Genomic DNA, 20,548 nt, shown 5'->3' on the forward strand with positions numbered 1-20,548 from the left:
CTTATCGAGATCGCGTCGTCGATTTTTATCGTTGGACACTGATCACGGTAGTGTCGATAGTTAGTAACAACACAAATGCGAGGAGACAAAAATGATGGTTGAATCTCTGGCATCGGGTGCAGTCGTTCATGCCTGTAACACGCAAGCGTATAACTACGCGAACCGCTTTGCGAAGCCCTTATGTGAGCTGGTCCGCCCGTCTAAGGTCGGAGCGGTGAAAGCGGGATATACGCCGACTGTAGAGCAGTTCTGGCGAGACTGGTCTATCGAAGACACGATGGATCAGATCGTTGTCGAGGACGGTGCGGTTTTTTCCGTGTACCACGGTTTACCCTTTATCTCCGAGTTGATTCACTGGTTGTCGCCTGATGTCGATCTGATGCCAGGCGATCTTGATAATACGGGAAAAGTTGAAGGATTCGGCGCTGTCGTGGCCGACGACCTGCTTCACGCGCGGATCGACGGATTGCCGCACCTGAGGGATTCGACCTCATGAATGAGCCGGTCACACTTCACGGCTACTACCGGTCTTCCGCGTCGTTTCGCGTCCGGATAGCGCTCAATCTCAAGGGGATAGCGTATGAGGATGCGTTTCATCATCTGCGGCGCGGCGAGCAGCGCGCACCGGACTACTTGCAGCTGAATCGTCAAGGGCTCGTGCCGACGCTGGAAATCGACGGACGGGTGCTAGTCCAGTCGTTGTCCATTCTTGACTACCTTGATGAGACGCGGCCAGATCCGCCATTGCTGCCTGCCGATCCGGCCGCGCGCGCACGCGTTCGTGCGCTGGCACAGATTGTCGCTTGCGATATCCATCCCATCGACAATCTGCGCGTTCTCAACTATCTGCGCAAGACGCTTCATCAGCCAGAAGACGCTGTCAAGAGTTGCTACAACCGATGGATAGCAGATGGTTTTGGCGCCATCGAGGCGATGCTTGCCGCCAGCCCCGACACAGGGCGCTTTTGCCACGGCGACAACGTCACCATCGCAGACATTTGCCTCGTTCCTCAGGTCATCAACGCCCGTAATTTCGATCTTGACATGACTCCTTTTCCAACCTTGCAGCGGATTTCGGATGCGGCGCTTGCAATGCCGGCGTTCGAACGTGCGACGCCATCCAACCAGAAGGACTTCGAATGAACGTCAACCCTCCTCTGGCGCCCTCAACGGTTGCGCCGTCACACGTCGAGCCGTCAAAGAGCTATGAATGGAAGGCTGTCACGCTGATGGCCCTCGGCATGGGGCTGGTCGGCATAGATCGCTTCCTGATCGTGCCGTTGATGCCGGTACTGATGCGCGACCTGAAGCTCGATTATCAGGATCTCGGGCATATCACCGGAGCGTTGGCGCTCGCATGGGGCTTGTCGGCGCTCCTGACAGGCAATCTTTCAGACAGGATCGGCTTCAAGAGAGTCATTGTCCCCGCGATGATCGGTTTTTCGTTGCTGGCAGGTCTTGGCGGACTCGCGACGGGGGTCGGCAGCCTGATTGCCATCCGGGCATTCATGGGGGTAGCTGAGGGCGCCTTCACGCCTGCGAGCATCATTGCGACCATGGATGCGTCGCCGCCGAGCCGGCACGGACGCAATGTCGGGATCCAGCAAATGATGCCGGCTCTGCTCGGGCTTGGTCTCACACCGATTGTCGTGACGCAACTTCTCAAGGTGATGAGCTGGCCGTGGATTTTTCTGCTGGTGGCGTTTCCGGGTCTCGTCGTAGCGTTCGTCGCGCAACGGGTATTGCGCCGGCCGTCACCGACGGAAATTGCGATGCACACGATGACACACGATACGGCCCAACATCGCTGGTATGAGGTGTTTCGTTATCGCAATGTGCCGCTCGGCATCATCTGCATGCTGTGCTGGCTCGCGTGCCAGATCGTCATTGCTGCGCTGTTTCCCAACTATCTTGTCGACTATCTGCATCTCGATATGCAGCAGATGGGTTTCATTCTTTCGTCGCTAGGCTTTGGCGGGGCGATCGGGGCTCTCGTGCTGCCTGCGCTTTCAGACCGCGTCGGCCGCAAGCCCGTCATGCTGTTTTCAACGGCCGGCGTATTTCTGTCGCTATGGATTTTCCTGCGAACGGGTGCGGCGCCGGTTCCGTTGTTCGTCTGCCTGATGGTCGCGATGGGTTGTCTGTATAGCCTGATCACGCTGACCGTCGGTCCGGTCGCGGCGGAAGCCGTGCCGGTTCAACTGATGTCCACCGCATCGGGCATGATCATCGGTATCGGGGAAGTCTTCGGCGGTGGCGTGGCGCCTGCTTATGCCGGTTACCTGGCCAAGCATTTCGGCATCGAGCATGCGGTAACCATGCCGCTCTGGACAATCTGCGCGGGAGCCATCGCGGTCGCAGCGTTGAAGGAAACGGCTCCTGCACGGATTTTCAATAAACGCGGGATTAAGTCGGAAGAGAACGGGGGAAATGATGCCTGATAACACTGGCAACGTGGGCGTGATGGAGACGCCCGAGCGCGAGGCTTTTTACGAACGGATCGGACAGAAGAACCTCGCGCCACTTTGGACGTCGCTTAATGACTTGATTACCCCCGAGCCTCGCAGCAAATGCGTTCCAGCACACTGGCGTTTCGCAGACGTCCGCGCGGCCATGATGGAGGCGGGCGACCTCATTACGGCCAAGGAAGCCGAACGACGTGTGCTCGTGCTGGAGAATCCCGGCCTGCGTGGTGAGTCGAAGATCACAACCGATCTGTATGCGGGCGTACAACTGGTCCTTCCCGGCGAGGTAGCGCCCGCGCACCGTCACGCGCAAACAGCCCTGCGCTTTGTGATGGAAGGCGGTGGCGCTCACACATCGGTGAATGGCGAACGCACAATGATGAACGAAGGCGACTTCATTATCACGCCGCCGATGGCATGGCACGATCATGGCAACGAAAGCGATAGCCCCATCTTCTGGCTGGACGGTCTGGACATACCGATGGTGCAGTTCGTGGACGCCTCGTTCGCCGAGCATCTTGGCGAGGACGAGCAACCGATTACGCGCCCCGTCGGCGACAGTGACTTCCGCTACGGCGCCAACCTGCTTCCGGTAGACCATCACCCCGGCGGCGGAACCTCGCCAATCTTCAACTATCCTTATGCACGGACACGCGAAGCGTTGGAACGGATGCGCCGCACGAACGCCTGGGATCCCTGTCATGGGCTGAAGATGAGATATGTCAACCCGAACAACGGGAAGTATGCGATGGCGACGATGGCTACTTTCACGCAGTTGCTGCCTAAGGGGCTTTCGACGGCAGCGTACCGTTCCACCGACGCGACGGTCTTTGTGCCTATCGAAGGGCGGGGTCGCAGTCGGATCGGAAACGATGTCGTCGTGGAGTGGAGCGAGCGGGATATCTTTGTCGTCCCGTCGTGGCATCACGTGCAGCACGAGGCAGACGAGGACAGCGTCCTGTTTTCTTTTTCCGACCGACCCATTCAGGAGGCGCTTTACCTGTTCAGGGAGGAAAGGGGTGCAGCCTGAATCGCCTCAGGCGAGAGTGCGTCGCGTCGTAGCGAATTTGACTGCAGATTAATCGAAGTGCGAATGGATGGGATGTCCTCATTCTAGTGTCAGGAGTTGGAGATTTATATACAGCATCTGTGCCCTGGCAACCAAGGACACGTTGTCGCGATAACGCTTTACGAATCGTCCGAACGGACCGCAATTCTTGGGTACCGCCTGCCTAGTGGAAAAGTGAACGTTGGCCGGCCGCTCCAGCAGAAACGAGGTTGAAGGAGAAAACCATGGAAAAGACTGAAAGGCCCTTGCGTTACACGGTGGAAAAATGGCTTGCGATGGCTCATGCAATGTCAGCTCGGATAACACACGGAAGTGGCGCGGGCTCGAATCATACGCGCTATGTATGCGTCGAGGCATCGATATCGACAGGCGCGTTTGCAATCTATTTCTTCCGTCAAGGCGACGGCGCCTGGTGTGTGTTCCCGCCAGATGTCGAACGCCCGTCAATGAGTGCTGCTTGATGCGCGGTGTGATTGGGGTATCTGCGGGTGTGACCGAACACCGATCGCCGCTGAAGCATGCTTCGCGCGAAAGCGTTGAAGAGAGACTGTCCCATCGCATCGTTTTTCGAGCAGGATCATTATGAAAAAGGCAAACAATCAGCGAAATAATGTATTTTGCAACTGATGAAACTGGAAGAAAGCCGAAATCGTTCGGCCCGTTCAGTCGGCGCAAGCGAACCATCCGTGGTTGACATATAGATCATTAGTTAGGTATTCAAATGAACGTTTTTTGTTATCCAAGCGTGAACCATGCCGGCGGAGCGTCCACGCTCGATGCGCGGCCCGTAGCGAACCGCTTCGCCGATATTCGCTTGTCATTCTATAGGGTGTTGCTCACAGGCCCGATGACATCATTGGCAGGCAATGTGGACGACCGGCCAGACGTTAGTTTAACCGCGATTCTTGGCTACAACTGACCCAGAGACATGCGGCCGTGTTCTCAGGCGTGGGTACAGTGCATGAATTAGGGGGCGGACATTGCTTCCCGAAATTGGGCCTTATTTAAAAACGAACTCGTTAGACTCTGAGCGTTCGGGGGCGGGTCATCCAGCTGCCAGCGCCATCGAAGAATGCATGGCGCTCTGCACAACGCCGGGCGCGAAAAAGTCGTTTCCAGTACCGCCAGGTCGATAGGAAAGCCTCATAGCGACGTCCGGACGGCTCGTGGGTGCAGGCCAGGCCTGCTGCAGTCAGGACATATGGCAGGGCGAACTAACGCAACTAACCGTCTGCACCGAAGACATCGATCTTCAGCGTCAAATGCACTTGGCAGGAAAGGGTCCACAAAATATCTGAACAACGTGATCGAGCAGGACCATCGCCACATCGAGTCAAGAACGAACGTGATGCTTGGATTCAAACGGTTCAGGAGCGCCGCGACCACGATTTCAGGTATCGAATTGACGCATCGCATTCGCAAGGGCCAGTTCGAGCTCGCGAAGCTCGGCCTCAGGGAAGCCGCTGAGCCCGCCGTATGGAATGCGTTCCTGTTCGCGCGATAAGGAATCCTACCTATATGAAGCTTCTCAACCCGCTTACCTATTTGCACCAGAACCGTTACAGTTTCCTGCGTATCGGGCTGCGGCAATGGCGGCGTCGGCTTCAGCGATGCCGTCGTGGTGAAGCGGCCGATCGCAAGGCCGGTCGCGGAATCGATGCTGTCGACGGCGGGCGTGCCGGTCCATTCGCCAGCGATCCAGTGAAATGCGTTCATGCAGAGGCTTCCTTCGAGGATGACAAGCCAGGGGGTAACCGGTGCGTGCCGCCATCGGTCGGCGCCGATTCGCTCGACACTTCACGTAATTCGTCGGCGATGATGGTGATCAGCGCTTCGGCAGCAGCGCTCAACGGCCGCCGCGGATGACTGATGCGCACGATATGGCGTACGATGCGCGGCGCGAGAATCGGATAGGCGCGCAACGCCCCTCGACGCACTGCGCGCTCAACCGCGATGCGCGGCAGGATCGTCGCAAAGCGGGTGCTTTCGACGAGCTTCACGATCGTGCTCAACACATCGATTTCGAAGCGCGGCGCAAGCAGCACGTCCTCATGCTGCGCGGCCGTATCGAGCACGCCGCGCAGGCCGTGGCGCTTGGTGGGCAGGACGAGTTCGAGTTCGGGCAGTTGCGCGAGCTCGATCGCATGCGGCAGTTCGGGGCCGTGTTCGGCGCTGGTGACGAGCACCATCTCTTCGTCGAGGAGCGGCTGCGAGTCGAGCGACAGGCGCGAGCGCGGCTTGTTGATCAGCGCGGCGTCGAGCTGGCCGCCCGACACCCAGTCGATGAAGGTCGCGGTGTAGCCGTCGGCGACGGTTACTTCGACATGCGGATAGCGCGCGTGAAAGCGTGACAGCGAATCGGCGAGCACGCTTTCCGTCACCGATGCGATCAGCCCGATCGACACGTGGCCCGTCACGATCTCGTCGCGCTGAACCATTTGCTGACGCGCATGCGCGAGATCGCGGATGATCGGCAGAAAGAGGCGATACATCAGCCGTCCGGCGGCGGTGGGCGCCATGCCGTGCGCGCCGCGGTCGAACAGTTGCTGATGCAGTTCTTCCTCCAGCTTGGCGATCTGCATGCTGAGCGCCGGCTGCACGATGTTCAGGCGCTTGGCGGCGCGCGTCACGGAGCCGTCCTCGAACAGCGCGATGAAATACTGGATCTGCTTCAGGTCCATGCGAGGTCCATTTGACGTCCAGGGGGGCGCCGCGGGGTGCATCACGAAAGTTAATATCCGCTGCGCGGTCCATCAGGTCGCTCACGAAAGCCGGTGACAACAGCACACCGCGTAACTGTCTGAATAGCTGAGAAAGACCCTTGCCGGAAGCGTTGCCTATTGATAACCGAGCGCGCGAAGGGCGTCATCGGGGCTAACACTGATATCAGAACTAGTGATAGAAAACATCAAAAAACAATATTAGAAGTTATAGCCCGTTCTCGCTACGCTTCATTCCAACTTGCTGCATGTCCGCCCGACAGACTCGTTCCGGCGCCCGACGGCAAGCACCGATGGAGACGTAAATGAACTCACGCGATGCCGCAGGCAGCGGCACACCTCAATCCTCATGGGCGCCGCAGAGCACCGCGCCGACGCTGCGCCACTGGCTTGAACGCCTGTCGGCAACGGGCCGCGTCGCGACGATCGATCAACCGGTTTCACTCGAACACGAACTCGCGGCAGTCGCCAAACGGCTCGACGGCGAACAGGCCGCCATCTTTCTCAAACCCGGCGGCCACGCCATTCCGGTAGTGAGCGGCTTCATGTCGAAGCGCGCATGGATCGCCGAAGCGATGGGCGTGCCCGAGGCCGCGCTGCTCGAACGCTTCCGCGATGCGGCCGGCCATCCGGTTGCCTGGCACGAACTGCCACGCGAAGAGGCCGCGTGCCAGCAGGTCGTCCGCACGCAGGGCATCGATCTGCACGCATTGCTGCCGATCCCGACCCACAGCGAGCACGACAACGGTCCCTACATCACGGCAGGCCTCGTTATTGCGCGTAATCCGCGGACCGGCATCCAGAACGTGTCGATCAACCGCATTCAGGTGCACGCCCCGGACCGCATGGCGATCCTGATGTTGCCGCGTCATCTGCTGGCGTTCTATCAGGCCGCGGAAGCGGCGGGCGACGCGCTCGACGTGGCGATCGCGATCGGCGTCGATCCGTTGACGATGCTGGCGTCGCAGGCCATTTCCCCGATCGACAACGACGAACTGGAGATCGCCGGTGCCTTGCACGGCGCGCCGCTGCCAGTCGTCAAATGCGTGACGAACGACGTGCGTGTACCCGCATTTTCGGAAATAGTGATCGAGGGCCGCATTCTGCCCAAGGTGCGCGAGCCCGAAGGTCCGTTCGGCGAATTCCCGAAGTACTACAGCGCGCGCGAAGCGCGTGAGGTGATCGAGGTGACGGCGGTCACACACCGCGAACAGCCCATCTATCACACGATTGTTCCGGCTGAAATGGAGCATCTGCTGCTCGGCGCCATTCCGCGCGAAGCAACATTGCTGGCGCATCTGCAGCGCAGCCATCCGGGCGTGAAGGACGTGGAGTTGTCGGTGGGCGGCGTGTGCCGGTATCACCTGTGGGTCCAGTTCGACAAGAAGCGCGAAGGCGAAGCGAAAAACGTGATTTTGTGCGCGTTCGGCACGCATTACGACATCAAGCAGGTGGTCGTCGTCGATACCGATGTGGACGTGCACGATCCCGCCGAAATCGAATGGGCGATCGCCACGCGCTTCCAGGCGGATCGGGATCTTGTGATTGTGGCCGGCGCACAGGGCTCGCCACTCGATCCGTCGACGACCGTCGGCCAGCCCGACGATGCGCCGCCGCACATGCAGGGTGTCAGCGCCAAGATGGGTCTCGACGCGACGCGCCCGGTCGTCTATCCGGCACATGTATTCACACGCGTACAGATTCCGGGGCAGGACAGCGTCGATCTCGACCGGCTCGTCGCCACGAGCAACGCGGCGTTCGATGCCTACCTGCACAGCGGCCAGCTGCGCGACGCGGTCTGAGCGAGGCACGGCCATGCAGTCAACGCAAACGCGTGAACGGATCGTCGTCGGCATTTCGGGTGCGAGTGGGGCAGTCATCGGCGTGCGACTGCTGGCGGCCTTGCGCCGGCTCGGCACGCGCGAGACGCATCTGATCGTGTCGCCGTCGGGCGCCATTACCGCTGCGCAGGAGCTCGGTCTCACGCGTACGGACCTCGATGGTCTTGCCGACGTAGTGCACAACGTGCGCGACATCGGCGCGACGGTGGCGAGCGGTTCGTTTCTCACCGCGGGCATGGTGATCGCGCCGTGCTCGATGAAAACGCTGGCGAGCGTCGCCAACGGTTTCGCCGACAACCTGCTGACGCGCGCCGCGGACGTGATGCTCAAGGAGCGCCGTCGCCTCGTGCTCGTCGCGCGCGAAACGCCGCTCAATCTCGCCCACTTGCGCAACATGACGCTCGCCACCGAAATGGGCGCGATCGTGATGCCGCCGGTGCCCGCGTTCTATGCGCACCCTCAAACCGTCGACGACATCGTCGATCACACGGTCGGCCGGATCATGGATCTGTTCGGCATCGAGCATCGCGAGATTGCGCGCCGCTGGAGCGGTCTTGCCAGTGAGTTCAACCGACGCGACAACGACGAGGGCGACGACGCCGATGCAACCGGCACGCGCGCACAGGGAGCAGTGAAATGAATCAGCGCGATACAGTTGCCGAACTGGTAGCGGATGCACGCGCCGCTGGCGAGCCCGAAACGTCGGCTGAACGCCAGCGCCAGCGTCATGTGGGCCGCTCGATGGAACGCGTCGAGGATCCGGCGATCCTGACCGGCCGCGGACGTTACGGCGACGACATCGCCGTGAAACCCGGCACGCTGCACGCCGCGGTGTTGCGCTCGCCGCACGCCCATGCAGAACTGGGCAGCATCGATACGGACGCTGCGCTGAAACTGGCCGGCGTGCGCGCCGTGCTCACACGTGATGATCTGCCCGGTTGGTCGCGGCCGTTCGTGGTCGGCGTGAAGTCGCCGATGGAGCAGTGGGCGCTCGCGATGGATCGCGTGCGCTATGTCGGCGAACCGGTTGCCGTAGTGCTGGCCGAATCGCGTGCGCTCGCTGAAGACGCGCTCGATCTGATCAAGGTCGATTACCAGACGCTGCCGCCGGTGACGTCGATCGAAAACGCGATCGCCGACGATGCGCCCGTTCTGCATCCGAAGGTCGGCACGAACGTGATCAGCGATCGTCACTATCGCTATGGCGAGCCCGAAGCGGCATTCGAACGCGCGCCGCATCGCGTGACAATCGACGCGCACTATCCGCGCAACACGTGTGCGCCGATCGAATGCGGCGTGGTGATCGCCGAGTATCTGTCCGGCGATGAAGGCTATGACGTCACGTCGAATTTCATGGGACCGTTCTCACTGCATGCGGTGATGTCGATGGCGCTGAACGTGCCGGCAAATCGTCTGCGGCACAAGGCGCCGCGCGATTCGGGTGGCAGCTTCGGCGTGAAGCAGGCGGTGTTTCCGTATGTGGTGCTGATGTGCCTTGCGTCGCGCAAGGCCGGTGCACCGGTGAAATGGGTCGAGGATCGGCTCGAACATCTGAGCGCGGCCACGTCGGCCACCGCGCGCCTGACCACGCTCGAAGCCGCCGTCGAAGGCGACGGCCGCATCACCGCGCTCTCATACGACCAGATCGAGGACTGCGGCGGCTATCTGCGTGCGCCGGAACCTGCAACGTTCTACCGGATGCACGGCTGCCTGACGGGCGCGTACGCGATTCCGAATCTCGTCGTGCGCAACCGCGTGGCGCTCACGAATAAAACGCCGACGGGCCTCGTCCGCGGTTTCGGTGGACCGCAGGTGTATTTCGCGCTTGAACGTCTGATGCAACGCATCGCGATCGAACTGAAGCTCGATGTGCTCGACGTGTATCGCCGCAACTTCGTCGCCGCCGATGCGTTCCCGTATCGCGCCGCAGCGGGTGCGCTGCTCGATTCCGGTAACTATCAGGAAGCGCTGCGCCGCTCGCTCGCTGAAGGCGGCTACGACGAACTCGTCGCGCGTCGCGATGCTGCGCGTCGCGAAGGACGTCTGTACGGCATCGGCTTTGCGGCGATCGTTGAGCCTTCCGTGTCGAACATGGGCTACATCACGACCGTGATGCCCGCCGAGGCGCGCAAAAAAGCCGGCCCGAAGAGCGGCGCAATCGCGAGCGCGACGGTCAGCGTCGATCTGCTCGGCGGCGTGGTCGTGACGATTGCATCGACGCCGGCGGGGCAGGGGCATATGACGGTCTGCGCGCAGGTCGTAGCCGACGTGCTTGGTCTGAATCCACGGGACATTGTCGTCAACGTCGAGTTTGACACGCACAAGGACGCGTGGTCGGTGGCGGCAGGTAACTATTCGAGTCGTTTTGCCGGTGCGGTGGCCGGCACGGTGCATCTGGCAGCGATGCGTGTGCGCGATAAGGTGGCCCGCATCGTCGCGAAGCAATCGGGTTGTGCGCCTGAGGACATCTGTTTCGAAGACGGCCGCATCTTTGCGAAGGGCAAGGAAGACCGCGCGCTGCCGTTTGGCCGCGTCGCGAGCAATGCGCCGCACTGGGCGCCCGCGCTGTTGCCCGAAGGCGAAGAGCCGGGCCTGCGCGAGACGGTGTTCTGGACGCCGCCGCACATGGATGCGCCCGACGAGCAGGATCGCATCAACACTTCGGCGGCCTACGGTTTCGCGTTTGACATGTGCGCCGTCGAAGTGGACCGCGCAACCGGCCGCGTGCGCATCGACCGCTATGTGACCGCACACGACGCCGGCACGCTGCTCAATCCGGCACTCGCCGACGGCCAGATTCGCGGCGCGTTCGCGCAGGGCCTGGGCGCGGCACTGATGGAAGAGTTCCGCTACGGCGCAGACGGCAGTTTCCAGTCGGGCACGCTCGCCGACTACCTGATGCCGACCACCTGCGAAGTGCCTGATCCGGTGATCGTGCATCTGGAAACGCCGTCGCCGTTCACGCCGCTCGGCGCGAAAGGGCTCGGCGAAGGCAACAACATGAGCACGCCGCCGTGCATCGCAAATGCAGTGGCCGATGCACTCGGCGTCGAGGATATCCGCTTGCCGCTTACGCCCGCGAAGGTGATGCACCTGATCGGCATCGACGATCCACCGCCTTCGCGTCCCGAGTTACTTGAAGCGGCAGCTGCCGCCGCGCCGAACAAGGCGCTTGCAGGCGGCAAGGCGCTGACGGCGCGGGGCACTGTCGATCTCGACGCCACACCCGAAGCGATCTTCGCGGTGCTGATGGACCCGCAGGCGCTCGCGAAGGTCATTCCAGGCTGCCACGCGCTCGAAGCGACCGGACCGAACCAGTATCGCGCGGATGTGACGGTCGGCGTCGGCATGATCAAGGCGCGCTTCGAAGCGCGGATCGGGTTGTCGGATATCGACGCACCGCATCGTCTGCGGCTGGCGGGCGCCGGCAGCTCGCCGCTTGGCACCGCGCGTGGCGAAGGGCTCGTCGAACTGACGCCCACGGAGCAGGGCACGCGGCTGTCGTACGACTATGAAGCGCAGGTGTCCGGCAAGGTTGCGGCAGTCGGCGGACGGATGCTCGAAGGCGCGGCGAAAGTCGTGCTGCGGCAACTGTTCGAATCGCTGGGCCGGCAAGCGTCAGGCAAACCCGTCGACCAAGGCCGCGCGCAAGGCTCGTGGCTGTCGCGCTTCCTCGCATTCTTCAGGAGCAGAACATGAAACCGGCGCCGTTCGATTATCTGCGCGCGACGAGTACGGAACATGCGCTCGAAGCGCTCGCGCATGGCGGCGAAGACGCACGCGTGCTGGCCGGCGGCCAGTCGCTGATGGCGGTGCTGAACATGCGCCTCGCGCAACCGCGCTGGCTCGTCGATATTTCCCGCACAGACGAGTTGAATACGGTGCGTCTCGACAACGAGGCGGGGCAGCTCGTTATCGGTGCGGCGACGACGCAGGGCAGCGTCGAGTGGCGCCCGTCGCTGCGCGACGAAGTGCCGTTGCTCGCTCTCGCGTTCCCGCACATTTCCCACTTTCAGATCCGCAATCGCGGCACCGTATGCGGCTCGATCGCTCACGCGGATCCGAGCGCTGAGTTGCCTCTCGCATTGGCAGCCCTGGGCGGCGATGTGCTGCTGCGCTCGACAAAGCGCAAGCGCGTGCTCGCCGCCGAGGACTTTTTTCAGGGGATGTTGATGACGGCGCGCGAGCCGGACGAACTCGTCGAGGCGGTGCGTTTTCCGCTGAAAAAGCCGGGCGAGCGCTACGGCTTCGCGGAATTCTCCGCACGTCATGGCGATTTCGCGCTCGTGTCGTGCGCGGCGGTGGTCACGGATAACGCGATCCGGCTCGCAGTGGGCGGCGTCGCCGACCGGCCGGTGGTGGAGCGCTGGCCGCGTCTGCAGGGCGACGACCTGCGTACTGCATTGAACGATTTGAGCTGGAAGCTGGGCGCGCAAGACGACGCGCATGTCAGTGCGACGTATCGCCGGCATCTGGTCCGGCAACTGGGATGGCGCGTGATAGAGGAGGCGAAGTGAGCAAGACCCCGAAGACCCCTGTTAATACCATGCCGCAGGGCATACAACCACGCGGCGAACGGCGGCGAATCACCGTGACGCTCAACGGCCGCGAACGCAGTGGCTATTGCGAGCCACGCGATCTGCTGTCCGATCTTCTGCGGCACGAACTGGGCGCAACCGGCACGCACGTCGGATGCGAACACGGCGTGTGCGGCGCCTGCACGGTTCACATCGACGGTGTGGCGGGACGTTCGTGCCTGATGCTCGCGGTGCAGGCGGACGGCCGCCGCATCGATACGGTAGAAGGCCTCGCCCCCGACCAGACGCTTGGCGACCTTCAGCAGGCGTTCCAGCGACATCACGCGCTGCAGTGCGGCTTTTGCACCGCCGGCATTCTGATGTCGTGCGCCGACTATCTGATGCGCGTGCCCGATCCGAACGAGGCGCAGGTGCGCGACATGCTGTCGGGCCATCTGTGCCGCTGTACCGGCTATACGCCGATCGTCGCCGCCGTGCTCGATGTGGCGGCGCGCCGGCGCGACGCGCAGGAACAGAAGGAGACGAGCGATGCTTGATCTCGGCCGAACCTTTCTGCAAAGCGTGGAGCGTAGCCCGAACGCGCTGGCGCTCGTCGACGGTGAACTGACGCTCACGTATGCGCAGTGGCACCGGATTATCCTGAACCTTGCGGACGGTCTGCGCGAACTTGGTCTCGCACACGGCGACCGTCTGCTCGTCGTGCTGCAAAACCGCTGGGAAATGGCGACGCTGCACTGGGCGTGCCAGTTCGCCGGCGTGGCGATCGTGCCGCTGAACTGGCGGGCGAAACCCGACGAGCTCGATTACTGCGTGACCGATGCGGGCGTCAAAGCCATCGTGTACGAGCCGGTTTCCGCCGAAGCCGTCACGCAAAGCGTCGCCGCGAAGGCCGTTGCGCGCATTGCGCTGGACGATGCGGCGGGCGCGTCGATTTCGTTCGATGCACTGCTGCGCGAGCGTCGGCGCGAAGGCGCAGCTACTGTTGGGGCCACCCCGCAGGCCACCGCGGAAGACTACTCGCTGATCCTCTACACGTCCGGCACCACGGGCAAGGCGAAGGGCGTGCCGCGCCGGCATCGCCACGAACGCGCCGCCGCGCTCGCGCACGTCGCACAGAACCTCTATCGGAACGGCGAACGCACGCTCGGCGTGATGCCGCTCTATCACACGATGGGCGTGCGCTCGCTGTTGTCGATGGCGCTCGTCGACGGGCTGTTCGTCTGCGTTCGCCGCTGGAATGCGACCCTTGCGCTCGATTCCATCTGCACGTACCGGCTGACGTGTCTGTATCTGGTGCCCACGCTCTATCACGATCTGCTCGCCGCGCCGGAGTTCGCGCGCACCGACAAAAGTTCGGTGACGAAACTTGGCTTTGCCGGCGCGCCGATGAACGACGGTCTGCTGAAGCGTCTTTCGGCTGCTTTCAAGCCGGAACTGTTCGTCAATCACTACGGCTCGTCCGAGGTCTACACGTTCAGTATCGATCAGGAGGCGACGCTCAAACCCGGCAGCGCGGGCCGCGCCGGCATCAATACGCGGCTGCGCGTCGTGAAGCTCGACGCGACGTCGCCCGACGAACTCGCGCAAACCGGCGAAGAAGGCCAGATCATCGCGGATCTGCTCGGCGACGAGTCCTTCGAGGGCTACTGGAACCGGCCCGACGCGAACGCGAAGTCGTTGCGCGACGGCTGGTATTTCACCGGCGACACCGGCTACTTCGATAACGACGGCGATCTCTTCGTGTCGGGCCGCGTCGACGACATGATCATCAGCGGCGGCGAGAACATCTCGCCGGTCGATATCGAATCGGTGTTGTCGCTGCATCCGGCGGTGGACGAAGTGGCCGTCGCTGGCGTGAAAGACGAGCGCTGGGGGCAGCGTGTCGTCGCCTTCATCAAGCGCAGCGAATACGTCGAAGCCCAGGCGCTCGATGACTTTTGCCGGACTTCCGATCTCGTCAACTTCAAGCGCCCGCGCGAATACGTGTTTGTCGACGACATTCCGAAATCGCCGGTCGGCAAGATCCTGCGCCGCAAGCTTTCCGCGGGCGAGTACGAAACGGAGCACGGCGCCGCACAACCTGACAGAACCACAAAAGGAGTAACACATGACTGACCTGACTCATCGCGGCCAGACGCTGCTGCAGGAACTCGACGGCTTCTCGATCGAAATCGACGCCGCGCGCGAACGCGCCGACATCATCCTGCACCGCCCGCCGTTCAACGTGATCTCGATGCATGCACGCGACCAGCTGCGCGCCGCATTCGAAGCACTCGACGAGGACGACCGCGTCCGCGTGATCGTGCTGCGTGCGAAAGGCGAGCACTTTTCGAGCGGTGGCGACATCAAGGGCTTTCTCGAAGCGTCGCCGGAACACGTGTCGAAGCTGGCGTGGAATGTCGCTGCGCCCGCACGGTGCTCGAAGCCGGTGATCGCGGCCAATCGCGGCTTCTGCTTCGGCGTCGGTTTCGAACTGTCGCTCGCCTGTGATTTCCGCATCGCGACCGACACCAGCTTCTACGCACTGCCGGAACAGAAGCTCGGCCAGATTCCGGGTTCGGGCGGCTCGGCGCGTCTGCAGAAGATGGTCGGCGTCGGCCGCACGAAGGACATCGTGATGCGCTCGCGCCGCATTCCGGGCAAGCAGGCGTATGACTGGGGCATCGTGGTCGACTGCGTGCCCGATGCGGAGCTCGAAGCCGCGACCGATGCACTCGTCGACGAGTTGCGCGCCTTCTCGCCGCTCGCGCAGCGCACTGCGAAGAAGCTGCTGAACGACACCGAAGACGCGCCGCTTTCGATCGCGATCGAACTGGAAGGACATTGCTATAGCCGGCTGCGCAGTTCGGACGATTTCCGTGAAGGCGTCGAAGCGTTTCATGGCAAACGCAAGCCCGTGTTTCGCGGTAGCTGATAGCAGCGCATAGATCGAGCAATCCAGGAGACAGGCATGGAGCGGGTAAGCGCGTGTTTCGATTATGTGATCGTCGGCGGAGGGTCGGCAGGATGCGTGCTCGCGCATCGGCTGTCGGCCGTGCCGTCGGTGAGCGTCGCATTGATCGAGGCGGGCGCGGATACGCCGCCGGGCGCGGTGCCGGAGGCGATCCTCGACAGCTACCCGATGCCTGTTTTCTGCGGGGAGACCTGGATCTGGCCTGAGCTCAAGGCGAAGGCCACGCGGAAGTCGGCGGCTAAAGTCTATGAGCAGGGCCGTGTGATGGGCGGCGGTTCGAGCATCAACGTGCAGTCGGCCAATCGCGGCCTGCCGCGCGACTACGACGACTGGGCCGCCAGCGGTGCGGCAGGCTGGGCGTGGGATGACGTGCTGCCGTATTTCCGCAAGCTCGAGAGCGACGTCAACTTTCCATATGGTCCGCTGCAAGGCTCGGATGGACCGGTGCCGATCCGCCGTATCATGCCGCAGCAGTGGCCGCCGTTTTGCAACGCGTTCGCCCACGGATTGCGCAGCAACGGCTTCGCGGCGTTGCAGGACCAGAACGCGCAGTTCGACGACGGCTATTTTCCCGGCGCGTTTTCGAATCGCGACGACCGGCGCGTATCGACCGCGGTCGCCTATCTCGATGCAGAAACACGCAAGCGGCCGAACCTGCAGATCTTTTCGAACCTGCGCGTCGAGCGCATCGTGATGGAAGGGGTGGCTGCACGCGGCGTGGTTGCCGTTTCGCCGCAAGGCGAGCGACTGCGCTTCAACGCGCGGGAAACGATCGTGTGCGCCGGCGCGTTGCAGTCGCCGGCACTGCTCATGCGCGCGGGCGTGGGCGACGCGAGCGAACTGCGCGCACTCGGCATTGAGTGTGTGCTCGATCTGCTGGGCGTCGGGCGGAATCTGCAGGACCATCCGTCGCTGACGTTCTGTCATTTTCTCGAGCCGCGCTTTCGCATGCCGCTCGCAAGGCGCCGCGCCAGCATGACGGCAGCGCGATTCACGTCGGGCGTCGCGGATTGCGAGGCGTCCGATCTGTATCTGTCGAGTGCGACGCGCGCCGCGTGGCATGCACTCGGTAACCGGCTGGGCCTGTTTTTCCTGTGGTGCAACCGTCCGTATTCGCGCGGTCGCGTGCAGCTCGTCTCGAGCGATTCGTTCGCCGCACCGCAGGTCGATCTCAATCTGCTCGACGACGAGCGCGATGTCGCGCGGCTCGCCGCAGGCGTGCGCATGCTGGCGCGCGTGGTCGCGGCCTCGGGACTGAGCGAGGATCAGCGCGACTTTTTCCCCGCCGCTTTTTCGCCGCGCGTGAAGGCATTGAGCCGCTTGAGTAAAACCAATGCGGTGATCACATCGCTGCTGGGGCTGCTGCTCGATACACCCGCACCGATGCGGCGGGCGTTGATCAAACGCTTCTTCACGCGCGGCGTGCAGATGTCGTCGGTACTCACAAACGAGCGCGCATTGAACGACTTCATTCGCGCGAACGTGTTCGGCGTCTGGCATGCGAGCGGTACTTGCCGGAAGGGCGACGCGCGCGAGCGCAGCGCCGTGACGGATACCGAAGGGCGCGTGCATGGCGCGCATGGGCTGCGTGTGGTCGATGCGTCGCTGATGCCGCGTCTGCCGTCAGCCAACACGAACATTCCGACCATCATGATCGCCGAGAAGATCGCCGACGCGATGCTCGGCAAGACGCAGTTTGCGGCGCAAGACCAGCGCGGTCTGGCTCGCCTGACGTCATAACGATTTTCGTCAACGCAACAAGAGCGCGCCGTGCCTTTGACGAGGCCGAAGCGCGTCGCACATCGGGTGAGTTCACATCTGGGCCAGCCCGGTATTAACTTAGGAGATGATGATGTCCGTTGCAGCGCAAAGTGGCGCCGCCGTGCCCGCAATCAACAGGCGGCAGGTGATGGGCGCAGTGGTAGCCTCGTGTCTGGGATGGGCACTCGATCTGTTCGATCTGTTCGTCCTGTTGTTCGTCGCACCGGTCGTTGGCCGGTTGTTCTTCCCCTCCGAGCACGCGATGCTGTCGCTCGCCGCGGTGTATGCGTCGTTTGCCGTCACGCTGCTGATGCGGCCGCTCGGATCCGCGTTGTTCGGCTCGTATGCGGACCGGCGCGGCCGCAAGGGCGCGATGATTCTCGCGGTGGTCGGCGTCGGTCTGTCGACGGCGGCGTTCGGTTTGCTGCCGACCGTCGAACAGGTGGGCGTGATCGCGCCGGTGCTCTTTCTGCTGCTGCGTCTGGTGCAGGGAGTATTCGTCGGCGGCGTGGTGGCGTCGACGCACACGATCGGCACGGAATCCGTTGCGCTGAAGTACCGCGGCGCGGTGTCGGGGCTGATCGGCGGCGGCGGGGCAGGCCTTGGTGCGATGCTCGCTTCGCTGACGTATCTCGCGATGTCCTCGCTGTTTCCCGGCGACCTCTTCGACGTGTGGGGCTGGCGCTGCATGTTCTTCACCGGGATCATCAGCTCGGTGCTCGGACTCTTCGTCTTCAACAGCCTCGAAGAATCGCCGCTGTGGAAGAAGCTTGCCGCGGAAAAGGCCGCGCGTGCCGCCGCCGACAAGACGCGTAATGCGCCGGTCGAGGTGGTTCGTTCGCCGATTCGCACGCTGTTCTCGCGCGACTATCGTTCGATCCTGTTCGTCAACCTGCTGCTGACGATCGGCGGCGGCAGCGGTTATTACCTGACGTCGGGTTATCTGCCGACCTTCCTCAAGGTCGTCAACCACGCACCGAATGGGACGGCTGCTGCGATCCTTATGTTGTGCAGCGTGGCCGTGGTGATCGCATCGGTCGCGGCCGGTCACCTGAGCACGTTCATCGGCCGCAAACGGACCTTCATCCTGCTCGGCGCAATCCGTCTGTTTGCATTGCCCGCATTGTTCCTGCTGTTGCCGACGGCGCAGACCATCACGATGGTCGGTGTCTACGCGGTCATCCTGAGTGCGCTCGGCAGCGCCGGTTATGCGCCGATTCTGATCTTCCTGAACGAGCGGTTTCCGACGGCGATCCGCGCGACCGGCACGGGTCTGTCGTGGAATATTGGCTTTGCGATCGGCGGGATGATGCCCACGCTCGTCTCGCTGGTCGCGAAGACGCCACTCGATCTACCGATGACGCTTGCCGTGTTCGTCGGCGCGATCAGCGTGATCTTTCTCGTCGGCGCGTTCGTCGTGCCGGAGACGCTCGGCAAGCTCGACAACACGCCAGTGCGCGACCCGTACTGATCGCGCGACCGCGCGCGATAGGCCGACTTGCGTCGCGCCGTTCGCTACCCGCAGCGATGCGCGTAGCGACGCGCGCCAGCCGGCGGAAGGCCAGCACCAGCGAAGCGGCTCACGCCTGGTTACCGTTGGCCGGATCGGGGTCCGCGATCTCGATCCCCGTTGTGACGCGGCGGATCTGGTCGGCGATGATGTCGATGAGCTCGGTCGTGGCAGGACCGATCGGCCGCTTCGGATGGCTCACGCAAACGATGTGACGCACGATGCGCGGCGCCGAGATCGGGGTCGCGCGCAGCAGGCTGTCGTCGACCTTCCGCTGCACGACCACGCGCGGCATGATCGTCGCGATGCTGCTTTGTTCGACAAATTGCACGATCGTGGTCAGCAGGTCGATCTCGAACTGCGGCTTGATCACGATGTCGGCATTCAGCAGCGCGGCGTCGAGCACGCCGCGCAGGCCGTTGCGGCGCGTCGGCAGCACGAGCTCGAGCTCCGTCAGCGCGGATGCCGTAATGGTGTCGGGCAGCGCAGGGCCGTGTTCCGCGCTCGTGACGAGCACCATCTCTTCGACTACCAGTGGAGACGTATCGAGCGACAGGCGCCCGCGGGGCCGGTTGATGATGGCCGCGTCGAGCCGGCCCGCTTCCACCGCGTCGATCAGTTGCGCGCTGAAACCATCGGCCACCGACACCTCGACATGTGGGTAGAGCGCGTTGAATAGCGCGAGCGATTCCGGCAGGACGCTCTGCGCTTCCGACGCCACCATCCCGAGCGAGATACGCCCGGCCACGATCACATCGTGCCGGCAGAGCTGCTCGCGCGCGTGGTCGATGTCGCGCATGATCGGCATGTAGAGGCGGTACATCTGCCGTGCGGCGTCGGTGGGGGTCATGCCATGCGGGCCGCGCTCAAAGAGCTGGCTGTTCAGTTCCGTTTCAAGCTTGGAGATCTGCATGCTGAGCGCGGGCTGCACGATATTGAGCCGCTTCGCGGCCCGCGTTACGGAGCCATCTTCGAACAGCGCGATGAAATACTGAATCTGCTTTAGATCCATGAGCCGGGAGGCGAGGGAGCGATGGCCAGACATCGAGTGTAACGACATCGACGTGTGGAGGTCAACGGCGAACCTGATTTCATCTTGAAGGAAGCACACTGGTTCCTCGAGATGCCTGAGCTTGATGGCGCGACGCGGCATGGGCGCTCATGCTTGAGAATTTCGTTTACAACTGGTTGCGGGTTTTCTGAGGGGGGCTAAATTTGTCTGCCGTATCAGGACTGGATTTTGTAATCTGCGCGGCCAGTCCTGTTTACTGCAGACTTGTCCATCTGCATGCCATAACTTCCCATCCCAGTAGCGCAATACGGAATGCGACCCGACCAACCAGTGGGTCTCGAAAAAGCCTTTCCGCGCAGGTTTGGTCGTGGAAGGGAACCAGGCTGTTTTCTTAATGATTTGACTATCAGTCGTCAGCCGATCCCCCATACACAAACGACTGAAAGCACTTCCCGCATGACTGTGCAGGCGCGGCTACTTCCGCCGTACTGTGTTCAACGGACGGCCATCGTATAAGCCGAAGGCCTATGGAAAAAACACGACTTGAAGCAGCGTCGCCGTCGGCGCAGCCTTCTTTTTCATCTCTAGTGTCCTGAGTTAGAAGTTCGTTGAATCAATCTTCCGCTCTATCCGAAATGACGAAATGCTGATTAAAAAGCCGCTCGGACTCGCGCAACCC

Annotated in this window: 16 protein-coding genes and 1 pseudogene; 15 read left to right on the forward strand and 2 right to left on the reverse strand. The window is 62.5% G+C overall.

What is annotated here, in order from left to right; translation table 11 throughout:
• Nucleotides 1–91: 91 nt before the first annotated feature.
• From P3T21_RS32230 to P3T21_RS32255, 6 genes and pseudogenes are all read left to right on the forward strand, one after another.
• Nucleotides 92–496: a hypothetical protein gene (locus P3T21_RS32230; RefSeq protein WP_429259997.1), complete on the forward strand. Its 405-nt coding sequence runs from the start codon at nucleotides 92–94 to the stop codon at nucleotides 494–496.
• Complete coding sequence (maiA, locus tag P3T21_RS32235) at nucleotides 493–1,143, forward strand: maleylacetoacetate isomerase (RefSeq protein ID WP_429259998.1); 651 nt, start codon at nucleotides 493–495, stop codon at nucleotides 1,141–1,143. The genes P3T21_RS32230 and maiA overlap by 4 nt, the downstream gene beginning before the upstream one ends.
• A complete protein-coding gene (locus P3T21_RS32240; protein ID WP_429259999.1) occupies nucleotides 1,140–2,441 on the forward strand; it encodes an MFS transporter in 1,302 nt (433 codons plus the stop codon). Before maiA ends, P3T21_RS32240 begins: the two co-directional genes overlap by 4 nt.
• Nucleotides 2,434–3,495: a gentisate 1,2-dioxygenase gene (gene gtdA / locus P3T21_RS32245; protein ID WP_429260009.1), complete on the forward strand. Its 1,062-nt coding sequence runs from the start codon at nucleotides 2,434–2,436 to the stop codon at nucleotides 3,493–3,495. The genes P3T21_RS32240 and gtdA overlap by 8 nt, the downstream gene beginning before the upstream one ends.
• 263 nt (nucleotides 3,496–3,758) lie before the next feature.
• Nucleotides 3,759–3,995, forward strand: a complete 237-nt coding sequence (locus tag P3T21_RS32250) for a hypothetical protein (RefSeq protein ID WP_429260000.1) — start codon at nucleotides 3,759–3,761, stop codon at nucleotides 3,993–3,995.
• An 827-nt stretch (nucleotides 3,996–4,822) separates the two neighbouring features.
• Nucleotides 4,823–5,038, forward strand: a pseudogene (locus P3T21_RS32255) (DDE-type integrase/transposase/recombinase); the annotation flags it as partial.
• Between the two features lie 208 nt (nucleotides 5,039–5,246).
• Here the strand turns inward: P3T21_RS32255 and P3T21_RS32260 are convergent.
• On the reverse strand, nucleotides 5,247–6,215 hold the full coding sequence (locus P3T21_RS32260; RefSeq protein ID WP_429260001.1) for a LysR family transcriptional regulator: 969 nt from the start codon (nucleotides 6,213–6,215) through the stop codon (nucleotides 5,247–5,249).
• A 344-nt stretch (nucleotides 6,216–6,559) separates the two neighbouring features.
• Between P3T21_RS32260 and P3T21_RS32265 the strand changes: the two genes are divergently transcribed.
• From P3T21_RS32265 to P3T21_RS32305, 9 genes are all read left to right on the forward strand, one after another.
• The gene (locus P3T21_RS32265) at nucleotides 6,560–8,056 is read left to right on the forward strand and encodes a UbiD family decarboxylase (RefSeq protein WP_429260002.1); all 1,497 of its coding nucleotides are present in this window, start codon (nucleotides 6,560–6,562) and stop codon (nucleotides 8,054–8,056) included.
• A gap of 13 nt (nucleotides 8,057–8,069) precedes the next feature.
• Nucleotides 8,070–8,735 carry a UbiX family flavin prenyltransferase gene (locus tag P3T21_RS32270; RefSeq protein WP_236002560.1) on the forward strand — a complete coding sequence of 222 codons (666 nt, stop codon included), beginning with the start codon at nucleotides 8,070–8,072 and terminating at the stop codon, nucleotides 8,733–8,735.
• Nucleotides 8,732–11,794 (forward strand): xanthine dehydrogenase family protein molybdopterin-binding subunit, encoded by a 3,063-nt coding sequence (locus P3T21_RS32275; protein WP_429260003.1) that lies wholly within the window; start codon nucleotides 8,732–8,734, stop codon nucleotides 11,792–11,794. Before P3T21_RS32270 ends, P3T21_RS32275 begins: the two co-directional genes overlap by 4 nt.
• Nucleotides 11,791–12,612, forward strand: a complete 822-nt coding sequence (locus tag P3T21_RS32280) for an FAD binding domain-containing protein (protein ID WP_429260004.1) — start codon at nucleotides 11,791–11,793, stop codon at nucleotides 12,610–12,612. The genes P3T21_RS32275 and P3T21_RS32280 overlap by 4 nt, the downstream gene beginning before the upstream one ends.
• 29 nt (nucleotides 12,613–12,641) lie before the next feature.
• Complete coding sequence (locus tag P3T21_RS32285; RefSeq protein ID WP_429260010.1) at nucleotides 12,642–13,169, forward strand: (2Fe-2S)-binding protein; 528 nt, start codon at nucleotides 12,642–12,644, stop codon at nucleotides 13,167–13,169.
• Nucleotides 13,162–14,748: an AMP-binding protein gene (locus tag P3T21_RS32290; protein ID WP_429260005.1), complete on the forward strand. Its 1,587-nt coding sequence runs from the start codon at nucleotides 13,162–13,164 to the stop codon at nucleotides 14,746–14,748. Before P3T21_RS32285 ends, P3T21_RS32290 begins: the two co-directional genes overlap by 8 nt.
• Nucleotides 14,741–15,547 carry an enoyl-CoA hydratase/isomerase family protein gene (locus tag P3T21_RS32295; RefSeq protein ID WP_063496441.1) on the forward strand — a complete coding sequence of 269 codons (807 nt, stop codon included), beginning with the start codon at nucleotides 14,741–14,743 and terminating at the stop codon, nucleotides 15,545–15,547. The genes P3T21_RS32290 and P3T21_RS32295 overlap by 8 nt, the downstream gene beginning before the upstream one ends.
• Before the next feature lie 36 nt (nucleotides 15,548–15,583).
• Nucleotides 15,584–17,326: a GMC family oxidoreductase gene (locus P3T21_RS32300; protein WP_429260006.1), complete on the forward strand. Its 1,743-nt coding sequence runs from the start codon at nucleotides 15,584–15,586 to the stop codon at nucleotides 17,324–17,326.
• Between the two features lie 112 nt (nucleotides 17,327–17,438).
• The gene (locus P3T21_RS32305) at nucleotides 17,439–18,818 is read left to right on the forward strand and encodes an MFS transporter (RefSeq protein WP_429260007.1); all 1,380 of its coding nucleotides are present in this window, start codon (nucleotides 17,439–17,441) and stop codon (nucleotides 18,816–18,818) included.
• Nucleotides 18,819–18,927: 109 nt separating this feature from the next.
• On the opposite strand, the gene P3T21_RS32310 is transcribed toward P3T21_RS32305, so the two are convergent.
• On the reverse strand, nucleotides 18,928–19,869 hold the full coding sequence (locus tag P3T21_RS32310; protein WP_429260011.1) for a LysR family transcriptional regulator: 942 nt from the start codon (nucleotides 19,867–19,869) through the stop codon (nucleotides 18,928–18,930).
• Nucleotides 19,870–20,548: the final 679 nt, after the last annotated feature.

Origin of the sequence: Paraburkholderia sp. GAS334 (assembly GCF_050436625.1) — a bacterium.
Lineage (GTDB): Bacteria > Pseudomonadota > Gammaproteobacteria > Burkholderiales > Burkholderiaceae > Paraburkholderia.